This window comes from Xenophilus sp. Marseille-Q4582 (assembly GCF_916700565.1).
Lineage (GTDB): Bacteria > Pseudomonadota > Gammaproteobacteria > Burkholderiales > Burkholderiaceae_C > Xenophilus.
The window spans coordinates 845,521-866,430 of the sequence record NZ_CAKAKO010000003.1 but is presented as its reverse complement, the minus strand read 5'-3'; the positions used below and the strand labels follow the sequence as shown (position 1 = coordinate 866,430).

19 protein-coding genes are annotated in these 20,910 nt (G+C 70.5%); 18 read left to right on the top strand and 1 reads right to left on the bottom strand.

The features are described from left to right. The first annotated feature begins 103 nt into the window (after window positions 1-103). The 3 genes from LG388_RS14735 to LG388_RS14725 all read left to right on the top strand — a co-directional run bounded on the left by LG388_RS14735 (window position 104) and on the right by LG388_RS14725 (window position 3,211). Complete coding sequence (locus LG388_RS14735; protein ID WP_225783609.1) at window positions 104-307, top strand: DUF465 domain-containing protein; 204 nt, start codon at window positions 104-106, stop codon at window positions 305-307. Continuing rightward, a complete protein-coding gene (locus LG388_RS14730; protein ID WP_225783464.1) occupies window positions 307-2,373 on the top strand; it encodes an ATP-dependent DNA helicase in 2,067 nt (688 codons plus the stop codon). The genes LG388_RS14735 and LG388_RS14730 overlap by 1 nt, the downstream gene beginning before the upstream one ends. A 45-nt stretch (window positions 2,374-2,418) precedes the next feature. After that, a protein-coding gene (locus LG388_RS14725; RefSeq protein WP_086009121.1) for an IS5-like element ISStma16 family transposase occupies window positions 2,419-3,211 on the top strand; the annotation gives its coding sequence in 2 pieces (ribosomal slippage) (window positions 2,419-2,678 and window positions 2,677-3,211; 795 coding nt in all). Between the two features lie 125 nt (window positions 3,212-3,336). Here the strand turns inward: LG388_RS14725 and LG388_RS14720 are convergent. Beyond that, window positions 3,337-4,146 carry an outer membrane protein assembly factor BamD gene (locus LG388_RS14720; RefSeq protein WP_225783463.1) on the bottom strand — a complete coding sequence of 270 codons (810 nt, stop codon included), beginning with the start codon at window positions 4,144-4,146 and terminating at the stop codon, window positions 3,337-3,339. 86 nt (window positions 4,147-4,232) lie between these two features. On the opposite strand from LG388_RS14720, the gene LG388_RS14715 reads away from it, so the two are divergent. The 15 genes from LG388_RS14715 to hflK all read left to right on the top strand — a co-directional run bounded on the left by LG388_RS14715 (window position 4,233) and on the right by hflK (window position 20,891). Continuing rightward, entirely contained in the window at window positions 4,233-5,207 is a 975-nt protein-coding gene (locus tag LG388_RS14715) for an RluA family pseudouridine synthase (RefSeq protein ID WP_225783608.1), read from the top strand. 129 nt (window positions 5,208-5,336) lie between these two features. Continuing rightward, a complete protein-coding gene (gene scpB, locus LG388_RS14710) occupies window positions 5,337-6,161 on the top strand; it encodes an SMC-Scp complex subunit ScpB (protein WP_225783462.1) in 825 nt (274 codons plus the stop codon). Window positions 6,162-6,207: 46 nt separating this feature from the next. Next, window positions 6,208-7,971 (top strand): pseudouridine synthase, encoded by a 1,764-nt coding sequence (locus tag LG388_RS14705; RefSeq protein ID WP_225783461.1) that lies wholly within the window; start codon window positions 6,208-6,210, stop codon window positions 7,969-7,971. A 287-nt stretch (window positions 7,972-8,258) separates the two neighbouring features. After that, window positions 8,259-8,684, top strand: coding sequence for a nucleoside-diphosphate kinase (gene ndk / locus LG388_RS14700; RefSeq protein ID WP_225783460.1), 426 nt, complete (start codon window positions 8,259-8,261; stop codon window positions 8,682-8,684). 62 nt (window positions 8,685-8,746) lie between these two features. Then, complete coding sequence (rlmN, locus tag LG388_RS14695; protein ID WP_225783459.1) at window positions 8,747-9,901, top strand: 23S rRNA (adenine(2503)-C(2))-methyltransferase RlmN; 1,155 nt, start codon at window positions 8,747-8,749, stop codon at window positions 9,899-9,901. A 125-nt stretch (window positions 9,902-10,026) separates the two neighbouring features. Continuing rightward, a complete protein-coding gene (gene pilW, locus LG388_RS14690) occupies window positions 10,027-10,833 on the top strand; it encodes a type IV pilus biogenesis/stability protein PilW (protein ID WP_225783607.1) in 807 nt (268 codons plus the stop codon). Then, on the top strand, window positions 10,826-11,770 hold the full coding sequence (locus tag LG388_RS14685; RefSeq protein ID WP_225783458.1) for a RodZ domain-containing protein: 945 nt from the start codon (window positions 10,826-10,828) through the stop codon (window positions 11,768-11,770). Before pilW ends, LG388_RS14685 begins: the two co-directional genes overlap by 8 nt. Continuing rightward, window positions 11,767-13,044, top strand: a complete 1,278-nt coding sequence (gene ispG, locus LG388_RS14680) for a flavodoxin-dependent (E)-4-hydroxy-3-methylbut-2-enyl-diphosphate synthase (RefSeq protein ID WP_225783457.1) — start codon at window positions 11,767-11,769, stop codon at window positions 13,042-13,044. The genes LG388_RS14685 and ispG overlap by 4 nt, the downstream gene beginning before the upstream one ends. A gap of 12 nt (window positions 13,045-13,056) precedes the next feature. Beyond that, the gene (gene hisS / locus LG388_RS14675) at window positions 13,057-14,388 is read left to right on the top strand and encodes a histidine--tRNA ligase (RefSeq protein ID WP_225783456.1); all 1,332 of its coding nucleotides are present in this window, start codon (window positions 13,057-13,059) and stop codon (window positions 14,386-14,388) included. A 26-nt stretch (window positions 14,389-14,414) separates the two neighbouring features. Further along, window positions 14,415-15,086: a tetratricopeptide repeat protein gene (locus tag LG388_RS14670; RefSeq protein WP_225783455.1), complete on the top strand. Its 672-nt coding sequence runs from the start codon at window positions 14,415-14,417 to the stop codon at window positions 15,084-15,086. A 26-nt stretch (window positions 15,087-15,112) separates the two neighbouring features. Further along, entirely contained in the window at window positions 15,113-16,255 is a 1,143-nt protein-coding gene (gene bamB, locus LG388_RS14665; RefSeq protein ID WP_225783454.1) for an outer membrane protein assembly factor BamB, read from the top strand. Window positions 16,256-16,399: 144 nt separating this feature from the next. Beyond that, window positions 16,400-17,755, top strand: coding sequence for a ribosome biogenesis GTPase Der (gene der, locus LG388_RS14660; RefSeq protein WP_225783453.1), 1,356 nt, complete (start codon window positions 16,400-16,402; stop codon window positions 17,753-17,755). Between the two features lie 173 nt (window positions 17,756-17,928). Beyond that, entirely contained in the window at window positions 17,929-18,174 is a 246-nt protein-coding gene (hfq, locus tag LG388_RS14655; protein ID WP_370630168.1) for an RNA chaperone Hfq, read from the top strand. Window positions 18,175-18,229: 55 nt separating this feature from the next. Beyond that, window positions 18,230-19,402, top strand: coding sequence for a GTPase HflX (hflX, locus tag LG388_RS14650; RefSeq protein WP_225783451.1), 1,173 nt, complete (start codon window positions 18,230-18,232; stop codon window positions 19,400-19,402). A 154-nt stretch (window positions 19,403-19,556) separates the two neighbouring features. Further along, window positions 19,557-20,891 carry an FtsH protease activity modulator HflK gene (gene hflK, locus LG388_RS14645; protein ID WP_225783450.1) on the top strand — a complete coding sequence of 445 codons (1,335 nt, stop codon included), beginning with the start codon at window positions 19,557-19,559 and terminating at the stop codon, window positions 20,889-20,891. The last annotated feature ends 19 nt before the right edge of the window (window positions 20,892-20,910 follow it).

Sequence of the window (20,910 nt, the reverse complement as noted above, 5' to 3'; positions counted from 1 at the left end):
GCACGCGAAGCGCGTATTATCCGGCGCAGGCGCAGCTCCCTCGGCGCTGTCGCATGTGGCTTTTGTCTTGGATTCCCCGCTCCATCCCCTTCTTCATTCGCAGCTGCAGGCGCACCTGCATTCCCATGCGCGTCGCCTGATCGAATTGCGCATCGCGCACGCCGACCTGGACGCCAGCGTCGACCACCTCGCGCGATCGGCCGTGCCCGACGAGCTGCTGCTGCGGCGGCTCAAGAAGCGCCGCCTGGGCCTGCGTGACGAGATCGCGCGCCTCGAGCGCCTGCTTGAACCCCAAGAGCCCGCCTGATGTCGCTCGTCGCCGAAGTCGAGGCTGCCTTCGCGGCCGAAGGCCTGCTTTCGCGCGCGGCCGAGCAGTACCGCGAGCGCGAGGGCCAGACCCGCATGGCGCTGGCCGTGGCCCAGACCATCGAGCAGGGCGGGGCGCTGGTGGTGGAAGCGGGCACCGGCGTGGGCAAGACCTTCTCGTACCTGGTGCCGGCCCTGCTGAGCGGCGAGCGCCTGCTGCTGTCCACCGCCACCAAGGCGCTGCAGGACCAGCTCTTCGGCCGCGACCTGCCGCGGCTGGTCGAGAGCCTGGGTCTGCCGATGCGCACCGCGCTGCTCAAGGGCCGCGGCAGCTACCTGTGCCTGCACCGGCTGGAGCTGGCCCGCCACGACACCGGCCACGAGCCGATGGCGGCACGCGCGCTGGCCAAGGTGGAGCGCTGGGCCCAGGGCACGCGCACCGGCGACCTGGCCGAGCTGCCGGGGCTGGACGAGCGCTCGCCGCTGATCCCGCTCATCACCTCCACGCGCGAGAACTGCCTGGGCGCGCAATGCCCGCAGTTCAAGCCCTGCCACGTGAACCTGGCGCGGCGCGAGGCGCTGGCGGCCGATGTGGTGGTCATCAACCATCACCTCTTCTTCGCCGACCTGGCGGTGCGCGAAAGCGGCATGGCCGAGCTGCTGCCCAGCGTGCGTGTGGTGGTCTTCGACGAAGCCCATCAGCTCAACGAGATCGGTGTGCAGTTCCTGGGGCTGCAGCTGGGCACCGGCCAGGTGCTCGATCTGGCGCACGACCTGCTGGCGGCGGGCCTGCAGCATGCGCGCGGCCTGGCCGACTGGCAGCAGGCCGCGGCGGGGCTAGAACGCGCGGCGCGCGACCTGCGCCTCGTCGTGGGCCAGCAATGGCCCGGCACCAAGCTGCGCTGGGCCGGCCCGGGGCCCGAAGGCGTGCCGCACGCCGAATGGCAGCGCGGCCTGGAGGCGCTGGAGCAGGCCGCCGAGGTGGCGCTGGAGGCGCTGGCGACGTGCAGCGAGATGGCGCCGGACTTCGTGCGCCTGCACGAGCGCGCCACGCGGCTGGCCGAGCGCGCCCAGCGCATGGCCGCGCCTTGCGCGCATGACGCGGTGCGCTGGGTGGACGTGGGCACGCAGCTGCGGCTGGTGGAGTCGCCGCTGGACATCGCCGAAGCCATGCGCACGCGCGTGCTGCGCACGGGCCAGGCGCCGGCCGACGACGAGGCGCCCCATGCCGGGCGCCATGACGCCGCGCAGGGCCAGGCGCCCGCCGCACGCCCGCGCGCCTGGATCTTCACCTCGGCCACGCTGGGCGACGAGCCCGCGCTGCGCTGGTTCACCGAGCCCTGCGGCCTGCAGGACGCGCAGGTGCTGCGCGTGGCCAGTCCCTTCGATTACCCACGGCAGGCGGCGCTGTACGTGCCGCGCGTGTTCCCGCGCCCCAGCGATGCGGCGCACGGCCGCGAGGTGGCCGTGCTCGCGGCGCAGGGCGCCGCGCGCCTGGGCGGGCGCACGCTGGTGCTGACCACCACCTTGCGCGCGCTGCGCACCATCGCCGATGCGATGCGCGCGCGCCTGCAGGCCGCGGGCGCCGAGCTTGAGCTGCTGGTGCAGGGCGAGCTGCCCAAGCGCGTGCTCATGGATCGTTTCCGCACGGGCGCCGAGCCCGGGCAGCGTGGCTGCGTGCTGGTGGCTTCGGCTTCTTTCTGGGAAGGCTTCGACGCGCCCGGCGATGCGCTGCAGCTGGTGGTGATCGACAAGCTGCCCTTCCCGCCGCCGGGCGACCCGCTGGTGGAGGCGCGCACCCAGCGGCTCGAAGCGCAGGGGCGCAGCGGCTTTGCCGACTTCTCCATTCCCGAGGCGGCCGTGGCGCTCAAGCAGGGCGCGGGCCGCCTGATCCGGCGCGAGACCGACCGCGGCCTGCTCGTGGTCTGCGACACGCGGCTGCTGCAGATGGGCTACGGCAAGCGCCTGCTGGCGGCGCTGCCGCCCATGCGGTGGCTCGAAAGCGCGGACGATTTCGCCGCGGCGCTGGCATCGCTGGCCGAGGGCGGGGCGCAAGCAGATTTCTGAGAACGTGTTCAAAGTCTCACCCTCTTGATGTGAGAAGCTCGGTGGGTGAGAAAAGGCTACCCCAGCGACATCAAGCGCGAGCAGTTCGAGGTGATCCGGCCATTGCTGGAGAGTGCGCGCAGAAAGACTGCCCCACGCAAAGTGGAGCTGTACGAGGTGTTTTGCGCCGTGCTTTACCTGCTGCGCACGGGCTGTCAGTGGCGGGCACTGCCCAGTGACTTTCCCAAGTGGCGCACCGTGCACTCGTACTTTGCCATCTGGAGCGAGCCACGCGAGGGTGGCAGCCTGCTGGAGCAGGCATTAAAAAAATCAGGTTGGCGCGGCCCGCGAGAAACTGGGGCGCAACGCCTGCAGCACGCTCTTGATCGTGGACGCGCAGAGCGTGAAGAACACGGACACGGCGGGCTTGAAGGGCTATGACGCAGGCAAGAAGGTCTCGGGCATCAAGCGCCACATCGCGGTGGACACCCAGGGATTGCCGCATGCGATAGCGGTGACCACGGCCGAGGTGACGGACCGCAAAGGCGCACTGCAGGCGCTACAGCGCTGCAAGCCCCGGTTGAGCCGGCTACAAAGCCTGCTGTGCGATGCAGGCTACATCGGTCGGCCGTTCGCGCAAGGCGTGCAGCAGATTCTGGGAGGGCATGTGACGGTGCAGATCGCCAAGAGAAGCGAGCTTCACACTTTCAAGGTGATGCCCAAGCGCTGGGTCGTGGAACGCAGCTTTGCCTGGCTGGACAAGAACAGGAGGCTGTGGAAGAACTGCGAGCGATGGCTCAACACCAGCCTGCAGTTCGTCCACTTGGCATTCTTGGTGCTCTTGCTCAAGAGACTTTGAACACGCTCTGAGCGCCCGCCGCCTGCCGCAAACGCACAAGGGATAGGGGAAAACAAGAACGGCCGCCCCGAAGGCGGCCGTTGCTGCGCAGGGCGCGCAGTGCGTTCAGCCCTGCATGCGCCGCATCACCACAGCTTCCACCAGGGATCGTCCTTGCCGCGAAAGCCCTCGGTCAGGTAGCTGCTCTGCGGGTAGTTGGTGGTCAGCACGCGGCGCGCGTCGTCGCGCAGGTCGTTCATGCCCAGCGCGTCGTAGGAGCGCACCATGATGTACAGCGCCTCTTCCAGCGCCGGCACCTCGCGATACTCGGCCAGCGCGATCTGGGCCCGGTTGATGGCGGCCAGGTAGGCGCCGCGCGTGTAGTAGTAGCGCGCCACGTGCACCTCGTACTGGGCCAGCGAGTTCACGATGTAATTCATGCGCTGGCGCGCGTCCTGCGCGTAGCGCGACTCGGGAAAGCGCGTGGCCAGCTCCTTGAAGGACTCGAAGGATTCCTTGGCCGCCTTCTGGTCGCGCTCGGACAGGTCCTGGCGCGTGAGCCAGGCGAACATGCCGAGGTCGTCGTTGAAGTTGACCACGCCCTTCAGGTAGAGCGCGTAGTCCATCGCCGGGCTGGCCGGATGCAGCTTCATGAAGCGGTCCAGCGTGGCGATGGCCTGCGGCTTGTCGCCCGCGCGGTACTGCGCATAGGCCTTGTCCAGCTGCGCCTGCTGGGCCAGCGGCGTGCCGGCCGCGCGGCCTTCCAGCTTCTCATACAGCGGGACCGCCTTGTCGTAGGCGCCGCCGTCCGCCTCTTCCTTGGCTTCGGCGTAGATGCGGTTGGGGCTCCAGTTGGCCGTGCGGTCCTCCTCGGTGGTGGAGCAACCGGCGAGCAGGGCCGCAGCCAGCGAAAGGGCCACCCAGGCGGGGGCGTTCGATAATCCGGCGCGATACATCTGAGGCAGCTTTCTTGAAACAGGAACGCGGAATTATAGGGAGCCCCCCCCGGGCCCACGCCCCTGCGGGCGAGGGGGACATGGCGATGGCGCTGGCGGCCGAGGAGGCCGTGGACGAACAGGACGAGGCCCCCGAGACGCGCGCCTTCCGCATCGACCCGGTGCTGCACGGCCTGCGCCTGGACCGCGCCCTGGCCCTGCAGGTGCCCGAGTTCTCGCGCAGCTACCTGCAGCAGCTCATCGACGAAGGGGCGGTGCAACTGCAGGGGCGCGTGGCGCGCAAGCCTTCCACGCCCGTGCGCGCGGGCGAGCAGGGCACGGTGGAGCTGCGCCCGACGCCGCAGAGCCAGGCCTTCAAGCCCGAGGCGATGGCGCTGGACGTGGTGCACGAGGACGCCGACCTGTGCGTGATCCGCAAGCCCGCCGGGCTGGTGGTGCATCCGGCGCCGGGCCACTGGCAGGGCACGCTGCTCAACGGCCTGCTGGCGCGCGATGCGCAGGCGGCCCAGCTGCCGCGCGCCGGCATCGTGCACCGGCTGGACCGCGACACCAGCGGCCTCATGGTGGTGGCGCGCAGCCGCCGCGCGATGGAAGCGCTGGTGCGCATGATCGCCGCGCGCGAGGTCACGCGGCAGTACGTGGCGCTGGCCCACCGCGCCTGGCAGGGCGGGGCGCGCCAGGTGGACGCCGCCATCGGCCGCGACCCGCGCAACCGCCTGCGCATGGCGGTGGTCGATCTGGCGCACCAGTCGGGCAAGCCGGCGCGCACCTTCGTCGAGCCGCTCGGGTCGCAGGCGCAGGGCTGCCTGGTGCGCTGCACGCTGGAGACCGGCCGCACGCACCAGATCCGCGTGCACATGGCGCACATCGGCCACCCGCTGGTGGGCGATGCGACCTACGGCGGTGCGCCCGCCCATGGCCTGGAGCGCCAGGCGCTGCACGCCTACCGGCTGGCCTTCGTGCACCCCTTCACGCAGCAGGCGCTGGACTGGCGCGCCCCCGTGCCGGCCGACCTGGCGGCCGTCTGCGAGGCCTGGGGCCTGGACTACAATTGCGCCTGACGGTCTTTGTCCTGCCGGCGCATCCGCCGGCCCGCTGCAGCGCCAGGCTGCCTGCAGCCCGCCGCTCGCTCCTTCCCCTTCCGTTTTCTGACGTGCGCCCGAGGGCGCCACCTCCGGACACCGCGAACCATGAATACGGCGGATGCCAAGCGCATTCTCGAAACCGCCTTGATCTGTTCGGCGCAGCCGCTGCCCGTGCGCGACATGCGCACGCTGTTCGACGATGCGCTCGGGGCCGACACCATCAAGGAACTGCTCGCCCAGATGCAGGACGACTGGGCGCAGCGCGGGCTGGAGCTGGTGCAGGTGGCGACCGGCTGGCGCTTCCAGAGCCGGCCCGAGATGCGCGAGCACCTGGACCGCCTGCACCCCGAGAAGCCGCCGCGCTACACGCGCGCCACGCTGGAGACGCTGGCCATCATCGCCTACCGCCAGCCCGTCACGCGTGGCGACATGGAAGACATCCGTGGCGTGACCATCAATTCGATGATCCTCAAGCAGCTGGAGGATCGCAACTGGGTGGAAGTGATCGGGCACCGCGAGACCGTGGGCCGGCCCGCGCTGTACGCGACCACCAAGCAGTTCCTGGACGACCTGGGCCTGGCCTCGCTGGACCAGTTGCCCATGATCGAAGCCCCGCAGCATGCCGCCGCCATGGCCGAGGCGCTGGCGGGCGCGCAGCAGGGCCTGTCCATCGACGAGGCGCCGGCTGCGGCCGAGCCCGCGGCCGCCCCGGGCGTGCAGGCGCTGGAAGCCGCCCCGGCCGACGCGGCCGAGCCGGCGACCGTGGCTGAAACGGCCGAACCGCCTGCGCCGCCGCGATCCGTCGACGATGGCGCGGCCCCTGTGGACGACACGGCCCCCGCGGGCGACGCGACGCCGCCGTCCCCCGAATCCGACACGCCGCCGCCTCCGGCGGCGCCCCCCTCGAACGCTCCCGAACAGACACCATGACTTCCGCCCCACCGACCCCCAGAGCCCCGAGGCGGAAGTCCCCGCTGTGCCGGCGGCTGCTGCGCCCGCGGCTGAAGCTGCACCCGCAGCCGACGAGGCCGCGCCCGCGCCGCGCAAGCGCAAGCCGCGCACGACCCGGGCAGCGGCCGCCGCGGCCGACAGCCCCGAAGCCTCTGCCGAGGCTGCGCCGGACGTGAGCACGCCGGCGGCCGCGCCAGCGCCTGTGGCGCCCCGCAAGCGCAAGCCCCGTCCGCCCAAGGCCGCCGTCTCCCCCGAGGAAAGCGCGCCAGCCGTGCAGCCCGCCGAGGCCGATGCGGCACCGGCGTCCTTGGAGGCCGAGCCTGCTGCGCAGGCAGCGATCGCCGCCGCGGACGCGCCTGCCTCCGTGCCGGCCGCCCCGTCGCGCCCCACGTCGGCCCCTGCCGCCGATGGGCGCGCCAGCGACGCGGGCGGTGCGGGCGTCGGGGACCGGTCGCAGGAGCTGGAAGACGACGAGGACGATGACGAGGACGACGACGAGTTCGACCGCCAGCAGCGGGCCGCCGCCCGCGCGGCGCGCAACGCGCCGCCGCCGGAGCCGATCCAGTTCGCCGACGTGGTGTCGGGCCAGTTCGATGCCGACGAAGGCAGCGCCGACGTGGCGCCGCCCAAGCGCGTGCTGCTGCCGCAGGCCGACGCGCCCAAGCTGCACAAGGTGCTGGCGCAGGCCGGCCTGGGCTCGCGGCTGGAGATGGAGCGCCTGATCCTCGAGGGCCGCATCTCGGTCAACAACGAGCCGGCCCACATCGGCCAGCGCATCCAGTACGGCGACCAGATCAAGTTCAACGGCAAGCCGATCCGCTACCGCATCGCGCCCCCGCCGCCGCGCGTGATCGCCTACCACAAGCCTGTGGGTGAGGTGGTGACGCACGACGACCCGCAGAACCGGCCCACGGTGTTTCGCAAGCTGCCGCGCCTGCACCAGGGCAAGTGGCAGTCGGTGGGCCGGCTGGACCTGAACACCGAAGGCCTGCTGCTCTTTTCCAGTTCCGGCGAACTGGCCAACCGCCTGATGCACCCGCGCTTCGGTCTGGAGCGCGAATACGCCGTGCGCGTGCTGGGTGCCTTGAGCAACGAAGAGAAGCAGCGCCTGCTCGACGGCGTGCAGCTGGCCGACGGGCGCGCGCAGTTCGGCACCATCGAGGACGGGGGTGGCGAAGGCTCGAACCAGTGGTACCGCGTGACCATCTCCGAAGGCCGCAACCGCGAGGTGCGCCGCCTGTTCGAGGCCGTCGGCCATGCCGTGAGCCGGCTGATCCGCATCCGCTACGGTGCGATGCTGCTGCCGCGCGGCCTCAAGCGCGGCGCCTGGATGGAGCTGGACGAGCGCGACATCCGGGCGCTCACCCAGGCGGCCGGCGCCGACATGCCGGCCCTGCCGCGGCAGAACGAAGGGGGCGGCCGCAACGGCAAGAAGGCCCGGCGCGGCGACGGCCGCAGCCAGCGCGGCGGCGCCCGCCCACCCGAGGCGGGGAGCCCGGCCCGCGGTGCGTGGCCGGGCCGGGACGGCGACGCCGGCGCGGTCCGCAACGGCGCCAAGAAGGGCCGGCCGGGCGGCAAGCGCGGCGGCGCCAAGGGCGCTGGCGGTGGGAGCGGCGGCGGTGCGCAACCCGACCCGATGAAGACCTCGCTGGGCTACATCGGCGCCGACAGCTTCATGCGCCAGCGCAAGGAAGCGCGCCGCGGCGGTGGCGGCTTCGGCGGCCCGTCGGGCGGCGGCGGTGGCGGTGGCGGCCGGGGTGGCAACCGGCGCGGCGGCCGCTCGCGCTGACCGCCAGGCGGTGCCGGGGCGCGGGCCCGCGCTGGCCGCGCGCGCCCCGAGCCACCGATTTCCCTGCTGTTTTTGAGCCCGGCGCCCTAAGGGGCGCGAGGGGCCCGGGTTAAAATCGTGCGCTTTGTCCGCGCGGCAGTGCGTGCGTGTCGGCGGTCGCCGAGCCAGGCCGTGTCAATCCGGCCCGACCCTGGTTCGAGCCCCTGCCTGCGCAGGGCCCCCGGGCAAATGTCGCTTCCCGCTTTTCCAAAACGCTTCCAACAAGCAATCCGCTCAGAAAGCTCATCATGGCCATCGAACGTACCCTGTCCATCATCAAGCCCGACGCCGTCGCCAAGAACGTCATCGGCAAGATCGTTTCCCGCTTCGAGGCCGCCGGCCTGAAGATCGCCGCCGCCAAGCTGGTGCACCTGTCGCGCGCCGAAGCCGAGCAGTTCTACGCCGTGCACAAGGAGCGTCCCTTCTTCAAGGACCTGGTGGACTTCATGGTCTCCGGTCCCGTGTTCGTGCAGGTGCTGGAAGGCGAGAACGCCATCGCCAAGAACCGCGACCTGATGGGCGCCACCGACCCCAAGAAGGCCGCTGCCGGCACCATCCGCGCCGACTTCGCCGACAGCATCGACGCCAACGCCGTGCATGGCTCCGACGCGCCCGAAACGGCCGCCGTCGAGATCGCTTTCTTCTTCCCCGCCGCGAACGTCTACGCGCGCTGAGCGCCCTGGCGGCGTGTGGCCTGAGCCCGCGCCGCCTGCTCAGACAAAAATCCAGCCCCGCCATGACGACCGCCACCAACCTGCTCGATTTCGATCTCGAAGGACTGGCCGCGTTCTGCGAGCGGCTGGGCGAGAAGCGCTTTCGCGCCACGCAGCTGTTCCGCTGGATCCACCAGCGCGGCGCGAGCGACTTCACGCAGATGACGGACCTGGCCAAGTCGCTGCGCGGCAAGCTGGCCGGCGTCGCGCAGGTCCAGGGCCTGCCCGTCATCACCCAACACATTTCCGCCGACGGCACCATCAAGTGGCTGTTCGACGTCGGTGACGGCAATGCCGTCGAAGCCGTGTTCATTCCGGAAGATGATCGCGGCACGCTGTGCGTGTCCTCGCAAGCCGGCTGCGCCGTGGGCTGCCGCTTCTGCTCCACGGGCCACCAGGGCTTCAGCCGCAACCTGAGCACCGGCGAGATCGTGGCCCAGCTCTGGTTCGCCGAACACTTCCTGCGCAAGCACCTGGGCCGCGACGAGCGCATCATCTCCAACGTGGTGATGATGGGCATGGGCGAGCCGCTGCAGAACTATGCGGCGCTGGTGCCCGCGCTGCGCACCATGCTGGACGACAACGCCTATGGCCTGTCGCGCCGCCGCGTCACGGTGTCCACCTCGGGCGTGGTGCCCATGATCGACCGCCTGGCGCAGGACTGCCCGGTGGCCATGGCCGTGTCGCTGCACGCGCCCAACGACCCGCTGCGCGACGACCTGGTGCCGCTGAACCGCAAGTACCCCATCGCCGAACTGCTGGCCGCCTGCAAGCGCTACCTCGACCATGCGCCGCGCGACTTCATCACCTTCGAGTACTGCATGCTCGACGGCGTGAACGACAGCGATGCGCATGCGCAGCAGCTGATCGACCTGGTGCGCAGCCAGGGCGTGTCCTGCAAGTTCAACCTGATCCCCTTCAACCCTTTCCCGGCCTCGGGCCTGCTGCGCTCGCCCGCGCCGCGGGTGCAGGCCTTCGCGCGTACGCTGGCCGATGCGGGCATCGTGACCACGGTGCGCAAGACCCGCGGGGACGACATCGACGCGGCGTGCGGCCAGCTGGCCGGCGACGTCAAGGACCGCACGCGCGCCGCAGACCGCATGGCGCAGCGCCGCACGGTGATGATGCAGCGGGCCGGCGCGCCCGCAGCCCGGCCAGCCATGACCCAGGAGCACTGAAGCCGATGACCTTCCAGACCTCTCTTGCCGCCGGACTGCCGCCGGGCGGCGGGCATCCGAAGGGCGCGCCCGCCGCGCGCCGCGCGATCCAGCAAGAGCAGGGGTGTGGGACGGGACGGGGCGGCATGCGCTGGCTGCTGGCGCTGGCGGCCTGCCTGGCGCTCGGCGCCTGCAAGACCACCACCACGGTCACCACCTCGCTGCCCGACGTGAACAACGCCGGCCTGCCCGCGCCGACGACGGCGAACGATCCCGAGCAGGCGCGCCATCGCGCGCGCATCCGGCTGCAACTGGCCACCGGCTATTTCGAGCAGGGGCAGACGCAGATCGCGCTCGAAGAGGTCAACCAGGCGCTGGCGGCCGACCCGAATTCCGTCGATGCCTACAGCCTGCGCGGGCTGATCTACATGCGGCTGGACGACCCGGGCCGCGCCGAGGACAGCTTCCGGCGCGCGATCGTGATCAACCCGCGCGACGGCAACGTGCGCCACAACTACGCGTGGCTGATGTGCCAGCAGCAGCGCTACGCCGATGCGCAGCAGCAGTTCGCGGCGGCGCTCGCCGCGCCCGGCTATGCGGAGTCCGCCAAGACGCTGATGACGCAGGGCATCTGCCACCTGCAGGCGGGCCAGCGCGCCGACGCCGAGCGCGCGCTGACGCAGGCCTACGAGATCGACGCGGCCAATCCCGTCATCGGCTACAACCTCGCGCTGCTGCTGTACCAGCGCGGCGAATACGCGCGGGCCCAGTTCTACATCCGGCGCGTCAACAATGGGCCGGTTTCCAATGCCGAATCGCTGTGGCTGGGCATTCGCACCGAACGCCGGCTGGGCAACCGCGAAGCCATGAACGAGCTGGCCAGCCAGCTGCAGCGGCGATATCCCGATTCGCGCGAGGCGCGGGCCTTCGAGAAGGGACAGTTTGATGATTGAGCGTGCGAGCGAGTTCAGCCCCTCGGCGGCCATGCCGCTGGTGCCGGACCCCCCCTCGGGCGAATTGAGCGCCGGCCAGATGCTGCGCCAGGCGCGCGAGGCGCACGGTCTGCACCTCGACGTGGTGGCCGCGGCGCTGAAGGTGCCGACGCAGAAGCTGGCGGCGCTGGAGGCCGACCAGATCGACGCGCTGCCGGACCCGGTCTTCGCGCGTGCGCTGGCGGCCAGCATGTGCCGCGCACTGCGCGTCGATCCCGCCCCCGTGCTCGAGAAGCTGCCCGGCGCGCCGCGTGCGGTGCTGGCCGAGGCCGACCGCACGATGAGCGGCAACATCCGCCCCCAGGCGCAACGCAGCAGCGTGCGCGCCGGCCTCACGGGCGGGCCTTCGCGTCCGCTGCTGGCGGTGGTGGGGCTGCTGCTGGTGGGCGCGCTGGTGATCTACTTCCTGCCGCAATCGGCCACCGAGTCGATGTCTGCCGCCTGGACGCGCCTGACCGGCGGCGGCGCGCAGGAGGCCGCGGACGAAGACAGCCGCCCGCCCGAGGGCATGGTGGCCGAGACGCCGCAGCCGGCCCCGGTGGCGGCGCCGGCGCCCGCAGCGCCCCCCGTGGCTGCTGCATCGGCAGCGGCCGTGCCCGCGGCCGACGCGCCGCCCGCTGCCGACAGTGTGCCGGCCGCCCCGGTTTCGACGCCCGAGGTGTTGGTCTTCAAGGCGCGCGGCGAGTCGTGGATCCGCGTCACGGGCACGGGCGGCCGCACCGTGTTCGAGCGCACGCTCAAGGACGGCGAGACGGCCTCGGTGCCGCAGGCCGATCTGCCGCTGGCCGTGACCGTGGGCCGCGCGGCCGTGGTGGAGGTGCAGGTGCAGGGCCAGGCCTTCGACCTGGCGCCGATCACGCGCTCGGGCGGTGTCGCACGTTTCGAGGTGAAGCCGTGACCTTGCACGAAGCCCAGCCCATCGAGGCGGCGGCGCCCGCGCCGCGCCGCTCGCGCCAGGCGCGCGTGGTCTGGGGCCCGCGCGTCGTCACCGTGGGCGGCGACGCGCCGGTGCGCGTGCAGTCGATGACCAACACCGACACCGTGGACGCCATCGGGACCGCGATCCAGGTCAAGGAGCTGGCCCAGGCCGGCTCGGAGATGGTGCGCATCACCGTCAACACGCCCGAGGCGGCTGCGCAGGTGCCCTACATCCGCGAGCAGCTCGACCGCATGGGGGTCGACGTGCCGCTGGTGGGCGACTTCCACTACAACGGCCATCGCCTGTTGACCGAGTACCCGGCCTGCGCCGAGGCGCTGTCCAAGTACCGCATCAACCCCGGCAACGTGGGCAAGGGCGACAAGAAAGACAGGCAGTTCGGCCAGATGATCGAGGCCGCGATGCGCTGGAACAAGGTCGTGCGCATCGGTGTGAACTGGGGCAGCCTGGACCAGGAACTGCTGGCCAGCCTCATGGACATCAACAGCCGGCGCGCCGAGCCCTGGGACGCCAAGAGCGTGATGTACGAAGCGCTCGTCACCTCGGCCATCGATTCCGCCAAGCTGGCCGAATCGATGGGCATGGACGGCAACCAGGTCATCCTGAGCTGCAAGGTGAGCGGCGTGCAGGATCTGATCTCGGTCTACCGCGAGCTGGCCCGCCGCTGCGACTACGCGCTGCACCTGGGCCTGACCGAGGCCGGCATGGGCACCAAGGGCACCGTGGCCTCGGCCACGGCGCTGTCGATCCTGCTGCAGGAGGGCATCGGCGACACCATCCGCGTGTCGCTCACGCCGCAGCCCGGCGAGTCGCGCACGCAGGAAGTCGTGATCGCCTCGGAGATCCTGCAGGCGCTCGGCCTGCGCGTGTTCGTTCCGAGCGTCACGGCCTGCCCGGGCTGCGGTCGCACCACCAGCACCACCTTCCAGGAACTGGCCAAGCAGATCGACGACTACCTGCGCATGCAGATGCCCGTGTGGCGCCACAAGTACCCCGGCGTGGAGGCGATGAAGGTGGCCGTGATGGGCTGCATCGTCAACGGCCCCGGCGAGAGCAAGCATGCGGACATCGGCATCAGCCTGCCCGGCACCGGCGAGGCGCCGGCCGCGCCCGTCTTCATCGACGGCGAGAAGGCACTGACGCTGCGCGGCGAGAACATCGCCGCCGAATTCCACCAGATCGTCGAGAACTACATCGAGAAGCGCTTCGGCCGGGCCCCGGCCACCGAAGCCTGATTCCTGCATCCCATGGCTGACAAGATCAATGCCGTCAAAGGCATGAACGACATATTGCCGGCGAGCGTGCCGCGCACCGACAAGCTGCCCGATTCGGCGCTGTGGCACTGGTTCGAGAGCACCGTGCGCGAGGTGCTGGCCCGCTACGGCTACCAGTACATCGTGACGCCCGTGGTCGAGCCCACGGCGCTGTTCGTGCGTGGCCTGGGCGAGGTGACCGACATCGTCGAGAAGGAGATGTATTCCTTCACCGATTCCATGAACGGCGACAAGCTCACGCTGCGGCCCGAGGCCACGGCCGGCATCGTGCGCGCCATGGTCGAGCACAACGCGCTGTACAACGGCCCGCTGCGGCTGTGGACGATGGGGCCGATGTTCCGCCACGAGCGACCGCAGAAGGGCCGCTACCGCCAGTTCCACCAGCTCGACGTCGAGGCCCTGGGCTTCGCCGGTCCCGACGTGGATGCCGAGCTGATCCTGATGGTGCGCGCGCTGTGGAAGCAGCTGGGCCTCATCGAAGGCCAGCACGTGCGCCTCGAACTCAACAGCCTGGGCCAGCCGGCCGAGCGCCAGGCCCACCGCGATGCGCTGGTGCGCCACTTCGAGGCCCATGCCGATCTGCTGGACGAGGATGCGAAGCGCCGCCTGCACAGCAACCCGCTGCGCATCCTCGATACCAAGAACCCGGCCATGCAGGCCATGGTCGAGGCCGCACCGCAGCTCATGGACTTCCTGGGCGACGAATCGCGCGCGCACTTCGACGCCGTGCGCGCCGTGCTCGACGCGGCCGGCCTGGAATACCGCGTGAACCCGCGCCTGGTGCGCGGCATGGACTACTACAACCTCACGGTCTTCGAGTGGGTCACCGACCAGCTGGGCTCGCAGGGCACGGTGTGCGGCGGTGGACGCTACGACGGCCTGATCGGCCAGATGGGCGGCAAGCCGGCCCCGGCCGTGGGCTTCGGCCTGGGCGTGGAGCGGCTGCTGCTGCTGATCCAGGCCCTGGGCCTGCCGGTGCCCGCGCCGGCGCCGGCCGTCTATGCCATTGCGCCGCAGCCGGCGCAGCTGCCGCAAGCCATGGTGGCGCTGGAGGCCCTGCGCGCCGCAGGGGTCCGCGTGCTGCTGCATGCCGGCGGCGGCAGCATGAAGGCGCAGTTCAAGAAAGCCGATGCCAGTGGCGCGGCCTTTGCACTGATCTTCGGGGAGGACGAGGTCGCTCGCGGTGAAGTGACCGTCAAGGCGCTGCGCGACGGCAGCGGCGCCCAGGTGCTGCGCCCGCTGTCCGACGTGGCCGCGTGGGCCGCCACCCTACAATTCCCCGCTTCCCCGGGCACCACGCCCTGAGGCATTCACAGGCACGACGACAGCGCATGGCGACCCATCTCGACCTCGAAGAACAGGAACAGCTCGACCGGCTCAAGCACTTCTGGAACACCTACGGCACCCTGATCACCTGGGTGCTGCTGCTGGTGGCCGGGGCCGTGGTCGCCTGGAACGGCTGGCAGTACTGGCAGCGTTCGCAATCGGCGCAGGCCGCCACGCTGTACGACGAGCTGGACCGCGCGACCAAGGCCGCGGACGCCGAGCGCGTGCAGCGCGCGCTGGCCGATCTGCAGCAGCGTTTTGCACGCACGGCCTATGCCCAGCAGGGCGGGCTGCTGGCCGCCAGCAGCCTGGCGACGCAGGGCAAGGCCGAAGAGGCCCGCACCGCCCTGACCTGGGTGATCGACAAGGCCGTGGACCCGGGCTACCAGGCGGTGGCGCGGCTGCGCCTGGCGTCGCTGCACATGGATGCCAAGGCCTGGGAGCCCGCGCTGCAGCAGCTCGATGCCGGCTTCCCGGCCGAGTTCCAGGCCCTGGCTGCCGACCGCAAGGGCGACCTGCTGCTGGCCCAGGGCAAGCGCGACGAAGCGCGCGCGCAGTACCAGAAGGCGTGGACCGCCTTCGGCCCCGAGTCCGAGTACCGCCGACTGGTCGAGGTCAAGCTCAACGCCGTGGGCGTCGACGTCAAGAGCCTGGGTGCCGACGCGCCCAAATCCTGATTGCCCCATTGCCATCCCCGCTGCACATGAATTTCAAGTCCATCGCTGTTCCGGCTCCTGTCCCGCGTCTGGCCGTCCTGGCCCTGGTGGCGGCCCTGGCCGCCTGCTCGGGCACGCCCAAGCCGAAGCCGGCCGAGCTGCCGCCCAACGTGGCGGTGCTGGGCGTCAACCAGGCCTGGAGCGCGAAGCTGCCCGCGGTGTCCTTTCCGCTGCAGACGGCCGTGACGGGCGACACGGTCACCGTGGCCTCGGGCGACGGCACGGTGCTGGCCGTGGACGCGCGCACGGGCCGCGAACTGTGGCGCGCCAGCGCAGGCGCACCGCTGACGGCGGGCGTGGGCAGCGACGGCGACCTGAGCGCCGTCGTGACCCGCAACAACGAGGTCGTGGTGCTGCAAGGCGGCAAGGTGCTCTGGAAGGAGCGCCTGCAGGCCGAAACCTTCACGGCGCCGCTGGTGGCGGGCCGCCGCGTGTTCGTCCAGCTGGCCGACCGCAGCACGGTGGCCTTCGACGGCCAGAGCGGCCGCCGCCTGTGGCTGCAGGAACGCAGCGCCGGCGAATCGCTGGTGCTGCGCCGCCCCGGCGTGCTGCAGCCGGTGGGCGACACGCTGCTTGCCGGCGTGGGCGCGCGCCTGGTCGGCATGAATCCGGGCAACGGCGCCTCGCGCTGGGAAGTGCCGGTGGCGTCGCCGCGCGGCACCAACGACGTGGAGCGCCTGGTCGACCTGACCGGCCCGGTGAGCCGTGAAGGCAGCAGTGTCTGCGCGCGCGCCTATTACGCGGCCGTGGGCTGTGTGGACACCGCGCGCGGCGTGCTGGTGTGGACGCAGCCGGCCGTGGGCGCCGAAGGCGTGGCGGGCGACGAGAGCCGGGTCTACGGCACCGAATCGAACGGCACGCTGGTGGCCTGGAACCGCGCCAACGGCGCGCGCGCCTGGTCCAGCGACCGGCTGCGCCTGCGAAGCCTGACGGCGCCGCTGGCGGTCGGCAACACGCTGGTCATCGGCGAGGACACGGGCACGGTGCATTTCCTGTCGAAGGCCGACGGCGCACCGCTCAACCGGCTGGTGCCCGACGGCTCGGCCATCGCGGCCACGCCGGTGCAGGCGGCCAACACGGTCGTCGTGGTCACGCGCAACGGCGGCATCTTCGGCTATCGCCCCAATTGACATGAAGCATTCCCCAGGCCACTTCGCGGCACCCCTTCGTGCCTTGCGAAGGGGGCGCGTCCCACGCTCCGGCCCGGCCGGTTCGACGGGCGCCCCGGGGGCTGCGCTGCGCTCGCCAGACGGGTGCAAGAAAGAGATGGGCTCATGAAGCCAGTACTGGCGCTGGTGGGGCGCCCCAACGTGGGCAAGTCCACCCTGTTCAATCGCCTGACGGGCACGCGCGACGCCATCGTGGCGGACTATGCGGGGCTCACGCGCGACCGCCACTACGGCAGCGGCAAGCAGTCGGGGCGCGAGTTCATCGTGATCGACACCGGCGGTTTCGAGCCCGACGCGGCCGCGCACGACATCTACCGCGAGATGGCCAAGCAGACGCGCCAAGCCATCGCCGAGGCCGACGTGGTGATCTTCGTGCTCGATGCGCGCGAAGGCCTGTCGGTGCAGGACCACGACATCGCCAACGAGCTGCGCCGGCTCGGCAAGCCCTGTGTGCTGGCGGCCAACAAGGCCGAAGGCATGAAGGACAGCGGCAAGCTGGCCGAGTTCTACGAGCTGGGTTTCGGCGAGGTGCATGCGGTCTCGTCGGCCCACGGGCAGGGCGTGCGCGCGCTGCTGGAGCTGGCGCTGGACATGCTGCCGCCGCCTGAGGAGGACGAGCCGGACGATGACGCCGATGCCGAGCAGCGGCCCATCCGCCTGGCGGTGGCGGGCCGGCCCAATGCCGGCAAGTCCACGCTGATCAACGCCTGGCTGGGCGAGGAGCGCCTGGTGGCCTTCGACATGCCGGGCACCACGCGCGACGCCATCACGGTGCCGATGGAGCGCAACGGCCAGAAGTTCGAGCTGATCGACACCGCCGGCCTGCGCCGCAAGGGCAAGGTGTTCGAGGCGATCGAGAAGTTCTCGGTGGTCAAGACGCTGCAGGCCATCGAATCGGCCAACGTCGTGCTGCTGCTGATCGACGCCACGCAGGGCGTGACCGACCAGGACGCGCACATCGCCGGCTTCATCCTGGAAGCCGGCCGCGCCGTGGTGCTGGCCGTGAACAAGTGGGATGCGCTCGACGCCTACCAGCGCGAGCAGCTGCAGCGGCAGATCGAGAACCGGCTGCCCTTCATGAAGTTCGCCTCGCTGCACTTCATCTCGGCGAAGAAGCGGCTCGGGCTGGCGCCCGTGTGGCAGTCCATCATCCAGGCACACCGGGCGGCCACGCGCAAGATGCCCACGCCGCTGCTCACGCGCCTGCTGCTCGAGTCGGTGCAGTTCCAGGCGCCCAAGAAGAGCGGCATGTTCCGGCCCAAGCTGCGCTATGCGCACCAGGGCGGCATGAACCCGCCGCTGATCGTGATCCACGGCAATTCGCTGGAACATGTGAGCGACAGCTACCGCCGCTTCCTGGAATCGCGCTTTCGCAAGGAGTTCGACCTCGTGGGCACGCCGCTGCGCATCGAGTTCAAGACCTCCGACAACCCCTACGCGGACAAGAAGGGCGGCGGCTGAGCGCCGCGGTGAGCGGGCGGCCTTGAAAAGCGCCGCGCCGGCGCCAGCTGCGACACACCTGGGAACAGGCAGAGCCAGAAATTTTCCCGGGCCTTTGCGGCCGATTGCTGCAGCGCGGAAGCGCTGTGTTAAGGTGCCCGGTCCAACAACAACTCTTGAACACGGAGAATATCGTGAGCAACAAAGGGCAGCTTCTGCAAGACCCCTTCCTCAACACCCTGCGTCGTGAGCACGTGCCGGTTTCGATCTATCTGGTCAACGGCATCAAGCTGCAGGGCCAGATCGAATCTTTCGACCAGTACGTCGTGCTGCTGCGCAACACGGTGACCCAGATGGTCTACAAGCACGCGATCTCCACCATCGTGCCCGGCCGCGCGGTCAACTTCTCGGTCAACGAGAACGAAGACGCCGGCGGCTGATCGGCGCGGAAACCGGGACGGCGACGCCCCGGTTTCTTGAACCTCCCGCCTCCGATTGTCCGAATCCATTCCACGCCAAGAAGGCGCCGCCGTGCTGGTGGGCGTCGACTTCGGCCTGCCTCATTTCGACGCCGAACTCGAAGAGCTCGGCCTTCTTTCACAGACCGCCGGCCTCACGCCCGTGGCGCGCCTGAGCTGCAAGCGCAAGGCGCCCGATGCCGCGCTCTTCGTGGGCAGCGGCAAGGCCGAGGAGATCCGCGAGCTCGCCGAGCTGCACCGCGCCAGCGAAGTCATCTTCGACCAGGCGCTGTCGCCGGCCCAGCAGCGCAACCTCGAGCGTGCGCTGGGCTGCGCGGTGTACGACCGCACCTTCCTCATCCTGGAAATCTTCGCGCAGCGCGCGCGCAGCCATGAGGGCAAGCTGCAGGTCGAGCTGGCGCGCCTGCAGTACCTGAGCACGCGCCTCGTGCGCCGCTGGTCCCACCTGGAACGCCAGACCGGCGGTGCGGGTGTGCGTGGCGGCCCGGGCGAGAAGCAGATCGAGCTGGACCGCCGCATGATCGATGCCTCGATCAAGCGCACGCGCGAGCGCCTGCAGAAAGTGCAGAAGCAGCGCGGCACGCAACGCCGCCAGCGCGAGCGCCGCGACACCTTCAACATCTCGCTGGTGGGCTACACGAACGCGGGCAAGTCCTCGCTCTTCAACGCGCTGGTGAAGGCGCGCGCCTATGCGGCCGACCAGCTCTTCGCCACGCTGGACACCACCACCCGCCACCTGTACCTGGGCGAGGGCGGGCGGCGCGTGTCGATTTCCGACACCGTGGGTTTCATCCGCGACCTGCCGCACGGCCTGGTCGATGCCTTCAAGGCCACGCTGCAGGAGGCGGTGGACGCCGACCTGCTGCTGCACGTGGTGGATGCGTCCAACCCGCACCATCCCGAGCAGATCGCGCAGGTGCAGGAGGTGCTGGCCGAGATCGGTGCGCAGGAGGTGCCGCAGCTGCTGGTCTTCAACAAGCTCGACGCGCTGGACGAATCGCGTCGGCCGCTGCAATTGCAGGACCACATGGAGCTGGACGGGCGTCCCGTGCCGCGCATCTTCCTGAGCGCGCATTCGGGCCAGGGCCTGCCACTGCTGCGGGCCGAACTGGCGGCGCGTGCACTGCCCGAGGCCGACGAGCGCATGACCCCTGCACACGAGGCCGAATTCGACGACGCCGCACACTGAGCGCGGCACAATAGTCGCCGTCAATCAAACAGCACTACGAATGAAGACAATGCCTGAGAGCGCCCCCGGGTCCGGTCTGTACCCGGCCCGACCCCAAGGTGGGGCAAGCAAGCTTGGGGCCGCCCGACGCTTTCTTGCGAGCCGGTTCCCGGGCATGTTCAATCTCAATGATGGCCGCTGGGGCCGAGGCGACGAATCCGCTTCGTCCGACAACGATCGGCCTGCCTCGCGTCCCGAGGGCGATCCGCCGAGCCCGCCACCGGCCCCGCAGCGGCCGCGCGGATCGCAAGGCCCGAACCAGGGGCCGCCGGACCTGGACGAGCTGTGGCGCGACTTCAACCGCAAGCTGGGTGGCATCTTCGGCGGCGGCAAGGGCGGCGGGCCGCGCTCGCCGATGGGCGGCAATGGCGGCGGCAACAGCTACAAGCCCGACATGAAGAACGCCGGTTTCGGGCTCGGCATGATCGCCGTGGTGGCCCTGCTGATCTGGCTGGGCACGGGCTTCTTCATCGTGAACGAAGGCTACCAGGCCGTCATTACCCAGTTCGGCCGCTACAAGGAAACCGTGGGCGCGGGCTTCAACTGGCGCCTGCCGTACCCGATCCAACGCCACGAGACGGTGATGGTCACGCAGATCCGCTCGACCGACGTGGGCCGCGACGCCATCGTGCGCAGCACCGGCCTGCGCGAGTCGGCCATGCTGACCGAGGACGAGAACATCGTCGAGATCAAGTTCGCCGTGCAGTACCGCCTGAGCGACGCGCGCGCCTGGCTGTTCGAAAGCCGCAACCCGTCCGAGACCGTGGTGCAGGTGGCAGAGACCGCCGTGCGCGAGGTGGTGGGCAAGATGAAGATGGACGCCGCCCTCGCCGAGGAACGCGACCAGATCGCGCCGCGCGTGCGCACGCTGATGCAGCAGATCCTGGACCGCTACAAGGTGGGCGTGGACGTGGTGGGCATCAACCTGCAGCAGGGCGGCGTGCGCCCGCCCGAGCAGGTGCAGGCGGCCTTCGACGACGTGCTCAAGGCCGGGCAGGAGCGCGAGCGCGCCAAGAACGAAGCCCAGGCCTACGCCAACGACGTGGTGCCGCGCGCCGTCGGTACGGCCTCGCGCCTGATCGAGGAGTCCGAAGCCTACAAGGCCCGCGTGGTCGCGCAGGCGCAGGGGGATGCGCAGCGCTTCGGCCAGGTGCTGACCGAATACCAGAAGGCGCCGCAGGTCACGCGCGACCGCATGTACACCGACGCCATGCAGCAGATCTACGCCAACACCACCAAGGTGCTGGTGGACAGCAAGCAGGGCAGCAACCTGCTGTACCTGCCGCTGGACAAGCTGATGCAGATGACGGGCCAGGCCGGCACGCCGGCGCCGGTCGACGGTGCGCCGCCCAACGTGGCCGGCACCGCACCACCACAATCCTCGTCCATCCCCGTGGCGCCGCCGTCGAGCGCGCGCGACGCACGCTCGCGCGACCGCGACGTGCGCTGAAGACTTCAGGAAGGGGATC